Origin of the sequence: Haloferula chungangensis (genome assembly GCF_042664875.1) — a bacterium.
GTDB classification, from domain to species: Bacteria; Verrucomicrobiota; Verrucomicrobiia; order Verrucomicrobiales; family Akkermansiaceae; genus Haloferula; species Haloferula chungangensis.
Genome location: NZ_JBHTBS010000008.1, coordinates 110,453 through 123,495 on the forward strand (window position 1 = coordinate 110,453; position 13,043 = coordinate 123,495).

11 protein-coding genes are annotated in these 13,043 nt (G+C 58.9%); 6 read left to right on the forward strand and 5 right to left on the reverse strand.

Annotation, left to right across the window (positions count from 1 at the left end; translation table 11 throughout):
* Window positions 1–156: 156 nt before the first annotated feature.
* From moaA to lptB, 5 genes are read left to right on the forward strand one after another with little or no spacing between them, the layout of a single operon-like run.
* Window positions 157–1,167, forward strand: coding sequence for a GTP 3',8-cyclase MoaA (moaA, locus tag ACFQY0_RS15310; RefSeq protein WP_379714011.1), 1,011 nt, complete (start codon window positions 157–159; stop codon window positions 1,165–1,167).
* Window positions 1,168–1,225: 58 nt separating this feature from the next.
* Window positions 1,226–1,477 carry a DUF1844 domain-containing protein gene (locus tag ACFQY0_RS15315; RefSeq protein ID WP_379714013.1) on the forward strand — a complete coding sequence of 84 codons (252 nt, stop codon included), beginning with the start codon at window positions 1,226–1,228 and terminating at the stop codon, window positions 1,475–1,477.
* Between the two features lie 19 nt (window positions 1,478–1,496).
* Window positions 1,497–2,321 carry a 3-deoxy-8-phosphooctulonate synthase gene (gene kdsA / locus ACFQY0_RS15320; protein WP_379714015.1) on the forward strand — a complete coding sequence of 275 codons (825 nt, stop codon included), beginning with the start codon at window positions 1,497–1,499 and terminating at the stop codon, window positions 2,319–2,321.
* Between the two features lie 12 nt (window positions 2,322–2,333).
* The gene (locus tag ACFQY0_RS15325; protein WP_379714017.1) at window positions 2,334–3,689 is read left to right on the forward strand and encodes a hypothetical protein; all 1,356 of its coding nucleotides are present in this window, start codon (window positions 2,334–2,336) and stop codon (window positions 3,687–3,689) included.
* Between the two features lie 16 nt (window positions 3,690–3,705).
* Window positions 3,706–4,446: an LPS export ABC transporter ATP-binding protein gene (gene lptB / locus ACFQY0_RS15330; protein ID WP_379714019.1), complete on the forward strand. Its 741-nt coding sequence runs from the start codon at window positions 3,706–3,708 to the stop codon at window positions 4,444–4,446.
* A 59-nt stretch (window positions 4,447–4,505) separates the two neighbouring features.
* Here the strand turns inward: lptB and ACFQY0_RS15335 are convergent, their stop codons facing one another.
* The 5 genes from ACFQY0_RS15335 to ACFQY0_RS15355 all read right to left on the reverse strand — a co-directional run bounded on the left by ACFQY0_RS15335 (window position 4,506) and on the right by ACFQY0_RS15355 (window position 12,256).
* A complete protein-coding gene (locus tag ACFQY0_RS15335; protein WP_379714021.1) occupies window positions 4,506–5,795 on the reverse strand; it encodes a DUF1501 domain-containing protein in 1,290 nt (429 codons plus the stop codon).
* A gap of 21 nt (window positions 5,796–5,816) precedes the next feature.
* Window positions 5,817–7,745: a DUF1549 domain-containing protein gene (locus ACFQY0_RS15340; RefSeq protein ID WP_379714023.1), complete on the reverse strand. Its 1,929-nt coding sequence runs from the start codon at window positions 7,743–7,745 to the stop codon at window positions 5,817–5,819.
* A 231-nt stretch (window positions 7,746–7,976) separates the two neighbouring features.
* Window positions 7,977–9,188, reverse strand: a complete 1,212-nt coding sequence (locus tag ACFQY0_RS15345; RefSeq protein WP_379714025.1) for a NupC/NupG family nucleoside CNT transporter — start codon at window positions 9,186–9,188, stop codon at window positions 7,977–7,979.
* A 176-nt stretch (window positions 9,189–9,364) separates the two neighbouring features.
* On the reverse strand, window positions 9,365–11,584 hold the full coding sequence (locus ACFQY0_RS15350) for an NADP-dependent isocitrate dehydrogenase (protein WP_379714027.1): 2,220 nt from the start codon (window positions 11,582–11,584) through the stop codon (window positions 9,365–9,367).
* Window positions 11,585–11,812: 228 nt separating this feature from the next.
* The gene (locus ACFQY0_RS15355) at window positions 11,813–12,256 is read right to left on the reverse strand and encodes a hypothetical protein (protein ID WP_379714029.1); all 444 of its coding nucleotides are present in this window, start codon (window positions 12,254–12,256) and stop codon (window positions 11,813–11,815) included.
* A 31-nt stretch (window positions 12,257–12,287) separates the two neighbouring features.
* Here ACFQY0_RS15355 and ACFQY0_RS15360 point away from each other — a divergent pair, with 31 nt between their 5' ends.
* Window positions 12,288–12,728, forward strand: a complete 441-nt coding sequence (locus ACFQY0_RS15360; protein WP_379714032.1) for a YkgJ family cysteine cluster protein — start codon at window positions 12,288–12,290, stop codon at window positions 12,726–12,728.
* The last annotated feature ends 315 nt before the right edge of the window (window positions 12,729–13,043 follow it).

Here is a 13,043-nt window from a genome sequence, read left to right on the forward strand (position 1 = left end):
AAGCAACGGTTGCAGCCCGGCTCGCAGCAGGGCTGCATTGCCCAACAGCGGCAGCAGGCTGCACGCAGTCCACGTTATTCCAAAAGAACCGATACAGCGGATTGAGATCGAAGGAAAATAGGTTACACCTTTTTCGCTCCCGACAGCCGCGCCACCATGAAGCCCACCGACCAATTCCAGCGTCCGCTCCGGGATCTCCGCATCTCGGTGACGGATCGCTGCAACTTCCGCTGCCGCTACTGCATGCCGGCGGAGGTCTTCGGGCCGAACTACGCCTTCCTTCCCCGCTCGGAAATCCTCAGCTTCGAGGAAATCGAGCGCCTCGCCCGCGCGCTCGTCCCGCTCGGTGTCAGCAAGCTTCGCCTCACTGGCGGTGAACCTCTCCTGCGCCGCGGCCTCGATGACCTCATCGGCATGCTCGCCACTATCGATGGCATCGACGACATTGCCCTCACCACCAACGGCACGTTGCTCGCCCATCACGCCGAAGCTTTGGCGCTCGCCGGGCTGAATCGCGTCACCGTCAGCCTTGATGCCCTCGACCCCGCCGTCTTTGCAGCAATGAACGGCGTTGGCGCGAAAATCGAGCGCGTCCTCGCTGGCATCCGTGCCGCCCAGACCTTCGGCCTCCCGGTCAAGGTCAACGCCGTCGTCCAGCGCGGCGTCAACGAACAGGAAATCCTTCCGCTCGCTCGATGGGCCAGGGAACACCAGATCACCCTGCGCTTCATCGAGTTCATGGACGTCGGCGAATCCAACGCCTGGCAAATGGAGCAGGTCGTCTCGGCCGCCGAAATCCTCAGCACTCTCGAGACCGAATTCCCTCTCCGCCCGCTGCCGCCCACGCACCCTGGCGAGACTGCCAAACGCTGGCAGCACGCCGACAGCTCCGCCGACAGCTCCGTCGAAATCGGCATCATTGCCTCGGTCACCCAGCCATTTTGCCGGGCTTGCAGCCGCCTGCGCCTTTCCGCCGAAGGCAAACTCTTCACCTGCCTCTTCGCCGCCACCGGCCACGATATCCGCCCCCTTCTTCGTCGGCAGGAAAGCGACCTTGCCCTCCAGCAGGATATCGCAGCCCTCTGGAGTGCCCGAAACGACCGTTACTCCGAAGAACGCGGTCAATCCGACCGGCCGAAAGCCGAAATGAGCTACTTGGGCGGCTGATGCGATCCCCAACATTTCAGTCTGGTCTCAGACCTCTGAAATCTGGTCTCTTTCTCCCATGCCCGCCGCCGATCCACGGTTCAACGATTTCGTCCTACTTCAGGCTCAAAATGCCGGATTCTTTCTCGGCCAACTCCCGAATCCCGCCACCGGCGAAAAGCAGGTCAACCTGCGTGCCGCCAAGTCGGTGATTGATTCACTGGAAATGCTCGAAATCAAAACCGAAGGTAATCTCACCACCGAGGAAGAACGCCTGCTCCAAACCGCCCTCACCAATCTTCGTCCGCTCTTCGAGAAAGCCTCGACCTGAAATTCCGCCCCTCTCATCCATGCACTTCGATCCTTTTCAAATTGGCTCCGTCCCCGTCGGCGGCCCGCTTCCCGTTTTCATTCTCGGTCCCTGCGCGCTCGAATCCGAAGCGTTCGCCTGGGAGATGGCGCGCTCCGTTAAGGAAATCGCCGACAGCACCGGCATTCCCCTCATTTTCAAAGCTTCCTACGACAAAGCGAACCGCACCTCGGTCAGCTCATTCCGCGGTCCAGGCGTGGAAGAAGGCTGCAAGATTCTCGGCGCCATCGGCAAGGAACTTGGCGTTCCCGTCACCACCGACGTCCACACCGCTGAGCAAGCGGAGATCGCTTCCGAATACGTCGACCTCCTTCAAATCCCCGCCTTCCTCTGCCGTCAGACTGATCTGTTAGAGGCCGCCGCCAAGACCGGCCGCGCGGTCAACGTCAAGAAAGGCCAGTTCCTGGCGCCCTGGGACACGATCAACATCGCCGAGAAGATGCGCGCCTTCGGCTGCAACTCGTTTTTCATCACCGAGCGCGGCACCACCTTCGGCTACAACAACCTCGTCGCCGACATGCGCTCGCTTTACTGGATCCGTAAGGAGGGCATCCCAGTCATCTTCGACGCCACCCACTCCGTGCAGCGTCCCGGCGGACTTGGCGGCACCACCGGCGGGGACGGTGAACTCGCGCCGGTTCTCGCCCGCGCCGCCATCGCCACCGGCGTCGACGGTCTGTTCATGGAAACCCACTCGGATCCCGCCAATGCATTCTCCGATGGACCAAACCAGATCCCGCTCGAGTTTCTGGAAGATCTCATCGTCAACCTCGTTGCGGTTCATCACGCAGCCCACGGCGCTTGATTCGTCACCCTTGTGATTCCCTCCTTTCCAGCTCCTTCGATTCCCCTCCGCCCGTGGCTGGTGGCGCTTTCGCTTGGCCTCGTGACCAGCCTGGGAGCTCAGATCCTCAATCCGCTCAACCCGCTCGACAACCTCGAGGATGAGGTAGAAGACGAAGGATTTCCGGCAATGAAGATGCTCATCGAGGGGAGCATTCTTCAAGGCGTCACAGTGCCCCAATACGACGCGGAACACCGACTCAGCTCAGTCATGCGAGCGGCCAAGCTGACCATGGTGAATGAAGACCTGATCAACGCCGAAACCCTCCGCATCGACTTTTACAATCCAGATCGGACGCCGAAGGGCCGGATCGAGCTCGAAACTGCCACGGTCGAGGACCAGAAGACCCTCCGCTCGAGTGATCCTGTCTCATTGGTTTCCGATGAGTTGAATTTAAAAGGCACTGGACTCGTTTATGAACTGAATAAATCGCGTGGCTTCCTCTACGGCCCCGCCCATGCCACCACCCTCATCGATACCCGCACTTCCATGAAATCCACTCCCACGCAACGTTCGGTAATCGCCGGAGCCATGATTGCAGCCACGGCAAGTGCGTCGGCTGAGGGACTCGACAAGCTCGACGACCAACAACTCAAAGGCCTCGATCATCTGGCCGCCTCAAAGAAGTCCGAAGCCGAAGCGGCCGTCAAAGAAGCAGACGCAAGCCTCGAAAAATCCACCCGGCAATCGGGCGAAGCCGACGAGTCCCTCGGCAAGTTCCTGCGAGATGCCGCGATCGACGTGCCAAGCGGAGCCATCCCCGACCTCCAATCCAAGGTTCCTGATCCGGAAGAACTCGAGGCCCAGCAACTGGCCTCATTCAGCGCCGACGACGGAATCTTCTTCGACTCGGAGGCCGGTCTGCTTGTTTTCCTGAAAAACGTCAAAGCCACCCATCCGGAATTCACCCTGGTCGGGGCCGATGAAGTCAAAGTCTTCCTCGAGAAAGTGGAGAGCAAGGAGAGCAGCACGGCAGGCCCGGAGCCTGGCGCCAGGAAGATCGACCCGAAGGAGGCCGGCGACCTGTTAGGCGGAGCCAAATTTGGCGACCCTTCAAAGATCATTGCGACCGGCACCATCGTGGTAGAGAAAATCAAGACCAAGCCCGGCGACAAGAGCGCCAAAGCTTCCGGCCGCCAGATCGTCTTCGATTTCAAAACCAATGAAGTCATTCTCCGGGGCGGAGAACCGTGGATCATTTCTGAAACCATCAGTGGTCGCGTAGTCGATCCAAACGGTTACATCCGAGTGAATGTGGAAACCGGTGACGGATCATTCGTCGGAGATTCGGAAGGCTTCGTCGCATTCGACAAACCGAAGAAGAAATAATTTGATGGTCTCCCCAATGCCTATTCCTGAACCGCTGCTCGTGGCTGATGGCCTGCGCAAATGCTACTCCGGTCGTGCGGTGGTCGACAACGTCACCCTCAGCGTGGCGCCCGGCGAAATCGTCGGCCTGCTCGGACCGAACGGTGCCGGCAAAACAACATCCTTCTACATGATCGCCGGGCTCGTGCCACCCGATGCCGGTTCGGTCCAGTTCGGTAAACAGGACATCTCTCGCCTGCCGATGCACCGCCGCGCCCGGCTGGGTCTGGGCTACCTGCCCCAGGAAGAATCGGTATTCCGCAAGCTCAGCGTGCTCGACAACCTTCTTGCCGTGCTTGAGACGCGGCCGGAGTTCAACAAGAAACAGCGACTCGAACGGGCTGAAGAACTTCTGGAGCGCTTCAAGATCACCAAGGTCAGGCAGTCCGCTGCCATCACCCTCTCCGGTGGCGAAAAGCGCCGTCTCGCGATCGCCCGCACGCTCTGCACCGAGCCCAAACTGTTGATGCTCGACGAGCCGTTTGCCGGCATCGACCCGATTGCCGTCGAAGACATTCAAAAGATCGTCCGTGAATTGCGTCAGCGCGATGGACTCGCCATCCTGATCACCGATCACTCCGTGCGTGAGACCCTTTCGATCGTCGACCGCGCCTTTCTCATTCATGATGGAAAGGTGATCCTCGAGGGACCCTCCGACAAACTTGTCAACGACCCCATCGCGCGGAAACACTACCTCGGCGAAGATTTCCGGATGTAAAAAAAGCGCTCCCTTTCGGGAGCGCTTTTCCAAACACCAATGAACAAATTGTTTCGGTCTTAGGCAAAGACCTCTTTGATGGGAGATCCCTTGTCGGCCATGCGGAATGGGCGCTTCGTTGGCGACATGATCACGAGATCGTGCGGCACACCGAGAGCGTGACCAATGGTCGCATTGAAATCCTGAACCTCGACAGGGTTTTCCTTGATCCGGGTCGCACTCGCATCGGTCTCACCATAGCGGTAGCCACCCTTGATTCCGCCGCCGGCCAACAGGCAGGTAAAGGCAGCAGGATGGTGATCGCGACCGTTGTTATGCTCGGTTTTGATTTCCGGTGAACGTCCGAACTCGGTAGCCACGACGACCAGCGTGTCCTTGAGCATGTCCCGCGACGCGAGATCCGAAATCAGGGCCGAATAGCCCGCATCAAATTCCGCGCAGCGTGCTTCAACACCAGCGAAGTTGTCATAGTGGGTGTCCCAGCCTCCAAGATAGACCTCCACGAAGCGTACATCATGTTCGACCAGGCGGCGGGCGAGCAGACAGCCCTGGGCAAAGCGTCCGTTGCCGTAGTGTTTGCGAGCGGCATCGCTCTCACCCCCAATGTTGAAGGCCTTGAGGTCCTCACTGCTCATCAAGCGCACCGCTTCGGAGTAGAGCTCCTCGTAACCTTTCACTTCGGAATTCTCATAGCGATCATGGAACTGCTTGTTGAGGCGGTCCGCCAGAGAAAGCCGGCGATTGAAATCCTCACTGCCTACCGACCCAGGTCTGCGGCTATCCTTGAGGCCTTCGTTGGCATTCCCGATGGGAGCGGCGCCAAACTTGGCACCGAAGAATCCCCCTCCACCGCCGCCGCCATTGATGGCGACGTATCCCGGAATGTCAGGATTCAAGCGACCGGCAAGCTTGAGTGTCCACGCTCCAAGAGTCGGGTGTGAGATCGTGCCACGCGGTGCGTAGCTGGTTCGCATGATGTAGGAGCCCTGTTCGTGGGCTCCTTGATTGGACGTCATCGAGTTCACCACACAGACCTTGTCCATCACCTTGGCGGTCTTTGGCAGATAGTGGCCGATCTGGATGCCGTCCGCGCTGGTCGCGATCGCCTCCGTTTCACCCATGACATCCTTCTTCTTCGGCTTGGGGTCGAAGGTATCGACGTGGCTCATGCCGCCACCCATGTAAAGATAGATGACGCGCTTTGCTTTCGCGCCGGAGATCTCGGCGGCGTTGCCGACATTCGACCCGAGCATCGGGAAGAGATTCACCCCCAAGTAGCACTTGGCGGCGTATGACATGAACTTTCGGCGATCCAGTTCACTCAGGCGGTTGGCTTCAGACTTTTTCATGATTTTTTGGGACTTGGGTTTTTATTGAAGAAACAGGAACTCGGATGACATCACGAGTGCCGAGAGGATGTTACGATAGGCGTCGTCGGTATCGCCTGAGATTTTCACCTCGTCCATCATCCATGACATTTCCTCGTCACTTGGAGGACGGCTGAGGATGCCGACATAGAGGCGGCGAACCTTCTCGGTCGGACTGGAGGCGCCATCGAGGCTCTTGTAAATATGGGCACTGGAGTTGTTAACCAACTGGTCCTGGACGAATCCGTTCATCAAGGTGAGCACCTGGCTCACATTCGGCTCGGAGTTGGCACCATTGACGGTGTCGCGAGTGGACTGCCCGAAGAGGAACAGGAGGTGGCCATTCGGAGCAGGACTTGGAAGCTCGGAGGCGCGCACCTGGGCACCCTTCCCGTAGTCCCTGATTTCCTCACTCATCATCATCATCGAGTCACCACCTCTTTTCTTCCCCTTTCCGCCCACCATCGCGGCAAGTTCTCCGCAGTAGGCATCCAGTTCGGCAACGGTCTTCAGCTTGAGCACTTCATCGGAGAGATCCGACATCGTCATTCCGGGGATCACGGCACCCCCTCCGTTCCGACCGATCCGGACGCGATTGTCGAGAGTCCGGCGTGGCTTGGAATCCGGATTGCCGCCTGCCAACGTGATCAGCGAGTCCCAAATCTGCTCTGCCGAGAGCCGGGTCAGCTGACGACCATGGAAATCGTCTCCGTTTTGCACTTTGGCCGGATTCGGATTGGGTACGAATTGAAAGGTCTTGGTATTGAGAAGGATCTTCTGGAATGCCTGCAGATCGTAGTCGACCTCGACAAGGAGGTTGCTGATGTAGCTCATCAGGCCGGGAATGTTGGTGTCCTTCGCAGCCACATACTCGTTGATCGGCTCGTAAATCCCTCGACCCATGATCTTCTTCCACAAGCGATTGGCCATGACGGCCTGGAACTGTCCGTCGGTCTTGGTGGTCACCCACTCGGCAAGCTTGGCGCGACCATCGCCATCAACGCCACGATCCGATGTCCGGACCGTTTTCCCGAAGGGAGTTCGACCACCGATCACCTCGCCAGGTTGGGCGTCGCGATACTGGTAGTCCTTCGGCAGGCTGATCCGTCCACTTCCTCCCCCCATCAGGGTCTGCTCGAGGATCTGGTACCGCACCAATTCGATGATGTCGCTCTTTGCCGTGCCGCGATTTTTGTCGAGACGGGCTTCCTCATACAAAGGGCGAGCCTTGCGCTCCATCGGCACCGGGTTCTGGCCTTCCGTGAATGCCGCCAGTTCATAGAAATCGTGGCGCTCGGTGTCGCCAAATGGGTCGTCATGGCATTGCGCGCACTCCATCTGCGTCCCGAGGAAAATTTGCATGGAGTTCGCCAGATTGTCCAATGGCATGCCCTGATCCCGGAGGTAGTAGCCAACCGCGGCCTGGCCGTCAGCCCACAGCGACCCTTTGCTAGCGAGCAGCTCGGTGGTCAATTCATCCCACGGCTTGTTTGCCGCCACGAAATTGCCAACCCAATCCCGATAAGGGTTTCTTCCCGAGTTCACCCGCGCCATCTCATCCTTGATGCGAAGCAGATCGAACATCCAGTTCGTCATGTGGCTCGTGTAGCCCGGCGAATTGATCAGGTAGTCAATCAACTCGACCCGCTTGTTCGGATCATCCATTTCCAGGAAGAACAAGCCTTCTTCCGCAGTGGGGACCCGACCAATTCCCACCAAAAAGGCGCGGCGCAGAAAGGTTGCATCGTCGGTCACATCCGGCACTGGAAGCTTCTTCTGTCGGTACCAACCAGCGACGTAGGTATCGATTTTGAGGGCCGCCTGACGCACAAAATCAGGGTCATTGCCCTTGCTCTCGGTGTTGGCGCCGCTCAGAGGGCCGGTTGCCAGCAGCAAAATCGATGCAATGCAGGTAGAAATAGGGTTTTTCATGGTTTTTGGGGTTCGCTAAGAACTAGGTCCGGAGGGGGGCTCCGTCAATTTCAGAAGCCCGCGGCCGAGCACGCGCCTGCTCATTGGGTTCTCATTCCAACGAGCAGCAGCGGCCCCGCATGACGCGAGCATCCAGATAGTAACACGGGGGAATCTGGAAATCTTAGTGGAAATCGGAAAAAACCGGCTTTTTGTCGATCTCCCAGCCTTTTCCCCTGAAGTGACTCTCGCTCAACCGACCCAGAAGAGCCCGGCAATCGCGGCACTCATGAGATTTGAAAAGCTTCCCGCCATGACGGCCAGCAGACCAAACCGCGCGATTTCTCCCCGTCGCATCGGGGCCATGCCCCCCAGACCGCCGAGCAGGATGGCGATTGAGGAGAGATTGGCAAAACCACAGAGTGCCACGGTCACAATCGCCTGCGAACGGGGAGCCAGCAACTCTCGCCACTCCCGAAACTGCCCATAGGCCACGAACTCATTGAGAACCAGTTTCTGACCGATCAGGCTGCCTCCCATCGAGGCCTCACTCCAGGGAATGCCAATGGCCCATGCCACCGGTGCGAAGAGCTTCCCCAGGATCAGCTGGAGCGAGAGGTTCTCATGACCAAACCAGCTTCCGATCCCGCCCAGCATCAAGTTCAAGAGGGCGATCAGGCCAATGAAGGCCAGAAGCATCGCCCCCACATTCAAGGCCAATCTCATCCCACTCCCTGCTCCCAAAGCAGCGGCATCGAGGACATTGACGGGTTTGTCGTCACCTTCAGTCCATCCGAGACTTCCCTCCTCAGGCTTCTCCGTTTCGGGAACGAGAATCTTGGCAAAAAGCAGCCCACCGGGAGCTGCCATGAATGACGCCGCGATGAGATACTTCAATTCGGCGCCTAGTCCGACGTAGCCGGCCAGGATCGAACCCGCAACGCTGGCCAAACCGCCGCACATCACGGCAAATAATTCCGATCGCGTCATGCTCGCGATGTAGGGCTTCACCACCAACGGAGCCTCCGTTTGGCCGACGAAGATGTTTGCCGCAGCCGACAACGACTCGGTCCGGCTGGTTCCGAGCAGCTTCTGCAAAGCTCCGCCAAGCACCGCAATGACGACCTGCATCACCCTCAGGTGGTAAAGCACCGCGATCAGCGAAGAGAAGAAAATGATCACCGGCAGCACTTTGAAGGCGAACACGAAGCCGATCGAATCCACTTCCACCAAGGGACCGAACAAAAAGGCAATGCCTTCATTTCCCGCCGAAATCACGGCCGACACTTTGACGGAGACCCACTCCAGCGCTGCCCGCCCCCACGGCGCATAAAACACCAATGCCCCTATCGATACTTGAAGGGCTAATGCCCATCCCACCGTCCGCCAGCAAATCGCCGCACGTTCCTTCGACATCGCGAACGCGATCAGAAGCAGGAGCAGGATTCCCAGGACGGATACCATTCTCGCTGCTGTTAGCCGATATCGGGCCACCTCGCCAGCCAATAGCTCGGTAACGGGCACCGATGGTCTCGCGAGGTGCCGGCTCGAGACCGAAACCTGCCGGGTTGCACTTTACGGCGAAATCATTGCCCGCCCGGGGTAGGCGGCCACAAGCGCCACCCCGAGTCCGGACCAGATCAGCCGATCGCCCCATTCAGCGTCGCGCTCGGGCGCATCGCTGCGGATGTCTTGGCAGCATCCGGCTGATAGTAACCACCGATGTCGACAGGCTTGCCCTGCACCTCGATGAGTTCTCCGACGATTGTCTCTTCACCTGATGCAAGTGCTTCAGCGATCGGGGTGAATTCCGCTTTGAGATCCGCATCCTTGTCCTGCTCCGCAAGAGCTTGGGCCCAATAGAGAGCGAGGTAGAAATGCGATCCACGGTTGTCGATCCCACCCAACTTGCGGGTTGGCGACTTGTCGGTAAGAAGGAACTTGGTCGTCGCATCATCCAGCGTATCGGCAAGCACCTGAGCCTTGCTGTTGCCGTACTTGTTGGCGAGATGCTCAAGGCTCACGACCAGCGCGAGGAACTCCCCGAGTGAATCCCAACGAAGGTAGTTCTCTTCAACAAACTGCTGAACGTGCTTCGGAGCAGAACCACCAGCACCGGTTTCGAAAAGACCACCACCGTTCATCAGCGGCACGATCGAAAGCATCTTCGCGGAAGTGCCGACTTCGAGGATCGGGAAGAGGTCGGTGAGGTAGTCGCGCAGCACGTTTCCGGTCACCGAAATGGTGTCCTCACCCTTCTTCAGACGCTCGCAGGTGTAGGTCGTCGCCTCTTCCGGGGACATGATCAGGATTTCGAGACCATCGGTGTCGTGGTCTCCGAGGTACTGGCCGACCTTCTTGATCAACTCCGCATCATGGGCGCGGTTCTCATCGAGCCAGAACACGGCGGGGGTGTTCGATGCACGCGCTCGGGTCACTGCAAGCTTCACCCAATCCTGAATCGGTGCGTCCTTCGCCTGGCAGGCGCGCCAGAGGTCGCCGGCTTCAACCTCGTGCTCTAACAACGTCGCCCCATTTCCATCGACGACGCGGATGCTTCCCTTGCCAGGAGCCTGGAAAGTCTTGTCGTGCGAGCCGTATTCCTCGGCCTTCTGGGCCATCAGTCCGACGTTTGGCACGGTGCCCATGGTGGTTGGATCGAAGGCACCATTTTCACGGCAGAAGTCGATCGTCGCCTGATAGACGCTGGCGTAGGACGAATCAGGAATCACCGCGAGGGTGTCCTGACGTTTGCCTTCGCTGTCCCACATTTTTCCGGAATCCCGGATCATCGCCGGCATCGAGGCATCGATGATGATGTCGCTCGGCACGTGGAGGTTGGTGATGCCCTTGTCGGAATTCACCATCGCCAGCGCCGGACCATGCTCGTAGCAGGCCTGGATGTCTGCCTCGATCGCGGCCTTCTTGTCGGCAGGAAGTTGATCGAGCTTGGAGATCAGATCACCGAAGCCGTTGTTGAAGTCAACACCGAGGGCATCGATGTCGGCACCGTGCTTGGTCAGCAGGTCACGGAAGAACACCCGCACGCAGTGGCCAAAGATGATCGGGTCGGAAACCTTCATCATCGTCGCCTTCATGTGCAGCGAGAAGAGGATGCCTTCTTCCTTCGCGCGCGCGATCTGCTCGCCGAGGAAGCTGATCAGCGCGGCCTTGCGCATCACCGTGGCATCGAGGATTTCGCCCTCAAGCAAAGGTGCGGAATCCTTCAGGGTCGTGACGCTTCCGTCTTCCGCGACGAACTCGATTTTGAAAGTGGTTGCCTCTTCGAGGGTTACCGACTTTTCATTCGAGGCAAAATCGTTTTCGCCCATGGTCGCGACCTTGGTCTTCGAGTCCTTCGACCAGGCGCCCATGCGATGCGGGTTCGCCTTGGCGTATTCCTTCACCGCCTTTGGTGCGCGACGATCGGAGTTGCCTTCGCGGAGCACCGGGTTCACGGCGCTGCCCTTGACCTTGTCGTATCGGCCACGGATGTCCTTTTCGGCATCAGTCGATGGCTCGTCGGGGAAGTTTGGCAGTGCGTAGCCCTGGGATTGCAGCTCGGCGATGCAGGCCTTGAGCTGGGGCACCGAGGCGGAGACGTTCGGCAGCTTGATGATGTTTGCCTCCGGAGTTTTCGCAAGCTCGCCCAGCTCGGCGAGGGCATCGGCAACGCGCTGATCGTCTTTGAGAAAATCGGGGAATTGGGAAAGGATCCGGCCGGCCAGCGAGATATCGCGGGTTTCCACGTTGATGCCCGATGATGCGGTGAATTTCCGGATAATCGGAAGCAGCGAATAGGTGGCAAGCGCGGGGGCTTCGTCGGTCTGAGTGTAGATGATGGTAGGAACCTGGGACATAATGGCAGCCGGACTGGTTTTGTCGGGCGAGCGTTTAGTGCACGTGGCGTGCCGGGTCAACTGGAACGCGGAAATCGGCCTGATCTGGACAAGAGAAATCCCCGAAAAGGAAGATTTCCACAGAAGGACGCGAAGATCGCGAAGCTAAATTCCCACCCCGCATCAGAAGTTCTTCCTTTGCGGCCTTCGCGGCCTTCGGTGAAAACCCGATGGATCGATGGGTAGCGCCTACGGCCGTTTGAGCGTCATCGTCCCGCGATCCGCCTTTGATTGGTAGGTCGCCTCGAAATCCGTCTTCGTCAGTTTGCCCTTCACCGCATAGGTCCCGAGACCCGCCGGAAGCTCCATTTCCCCCTCCAGCGGCAGATTTCCCTGCGCATCCGGCGTGGCGGCGATGGTGTGCTTGTAGTCGCCAAAATTCACCAGCCCCCAGCCCGCCCGATAGCGAAAATCATACTCTCCGGCCTTTTCCTTGCTCGGATGGACGATGCACCAAAGCGGTCCCTCGTGGCCATTGACCTCGCTTTTCCACTCGCCGACCCACGCGCCTTCGACCGAGGTCGGCGGCTTCGGTTGGGCGAGCGTCTCTTTCGCGAAATCCCGCGTGTAGGACCCCGGGACGCAGGAGGCGAGTAGTATTGGCAGCAGTGGCAGCAGAATAAGTCGGTGCATCGTTCGAATCATCTCTGCTAAAGACTCCCCCATGCCGCCCCGCGAGTCCACTTCCGATGCCGAGAAAAAGGTGCGCGAGATCTACGCCGTGTGGGAAAGCCGTCCGCTTGAACGCGCCTGCACTGGCATCGCCCGCTGCTGCCATTTCAAGCTCAACGGCCGCACGCCCTACCTGACTCGCGGCGAAGCCATCGTCGCCGCCCGCGCCTGGCGCGCCGCCGGACGCAAGGAAGTCGTCCCCGCCCCCGACGGCTGCTGCCCCTTCCTGAAAAACGAGCGCTGCCAGATCTACGACGGTCGCCCCTTCGGCTGCCGCACCCATTTCTGCGAAGCCGCCGGCGGTCCCGCCTCGCGAAAGGAAGTCCGCGACCTCATCCAGCGGTTAGAACACATCGACCACCAACTCGGCGGCGACGGCCCAGTGAACTTCGTCACTGCGGTGACGGAGGCGATGGGTTTACTTGGGAAGTGATCGAGTCGGAGCCTCCGTCCGTTTGTCGGAAGGAAAAACCTTCTCGATCTGAGAAATTGGATAGTCCCTCTTGTTGAGGAGAATGGAGGTGCCATTGACTCGCCCTCTAACACTCAGAACATCGTGCTCTGGCATCACCTCAATCTCCTGCGTGAACCATCCACCCATTCTCTGGCGCGTTTCCGGAAGTCGCCTTCGAAGCAGCGGAAGATGAGCGGCTCGCGACACGCCCACATGATCGCATTTTCGAGAGCATCTTTAAACAATTCTCCTTCGTGAATATCGTCCGAAGTCGGCGTTCAGCTCGGCAAACCT

Excerpts from the sequence above, each read along its gene's own strand:
- moaA (WP_379714011.1), top strand. The coding sequence starts at position 157 with ATGAAGCCCACCGACCAATTCCAGCGTCCGCTCCGGGATCTCCGCATC.
- ACFQY0_RS15315 (WP_379714013.1), top strand. The coding sequence starts at position 1,226 with ATGCCCGCCGCCGATCCACGGTTCAACGATTTCGTCCTACTTCAGGCT.
- kdsA (WP_379714015.1), top strand. The coding sequence starts at position 1,497 with ATGCACTTCGATCCTTTTCAAATTGGCTCCGTCCCCGTCGGCGGCCCG.
- lptB (WP_379714019.1), top strand. The coding sequence starts at position 3,706 with ATGCCTATTCCTGAACCGCTGCTCGTGGCTGATGGCCTGCGCAAATGC.
- ACFQY0_RS15335 (WP_379714021.1), bottom strand. The coding sequence starts at position 5,795 with ATGAAAAAGTCTGAAGCCAACCGCCTGAGTGAACTGGATCGCCGAAAG.
- ACFQY0_RS15340 (WP_379714023.1), bottom strand. The coding sequence starts at position 7,745 with ATGAAAAACCCTATTTCTACCTGCATTGCATCGATTTTGCTGCTGGCA.
- ACFQY0_RS15345 (WP_379714025.1), bottom strand. The coding sequence starts at position 9,188 with ATGGTATCCGTCCTGGGAATCCTGCTCCTGCTTCTGATCGCGTTCGCG.
- ACFQY0_RS15350 (WP_379714027.1), bottom strand. The coding sequence starts at position 11,584 with ATGTCCCAGGTTCCTACCATCATCTACACTCAGACCGACGAAGCCCCC.
- ACFQY0_RS15355 (WP_379714029.1), bottom strand. The coding sequence starts at position 12,256 with ATGCACCGACTTATTCTGCTGCCACTGCTGCCAATACTACTCGCCTCC.
- ACFQY0_RS15360 (WP_379714032.1), top strand. The coding sequence starts at position 12,288 with ATGCCGCCCCGCGAGTCCACTTCCGATGCCGAGAAAAAGGTGCGCGAG.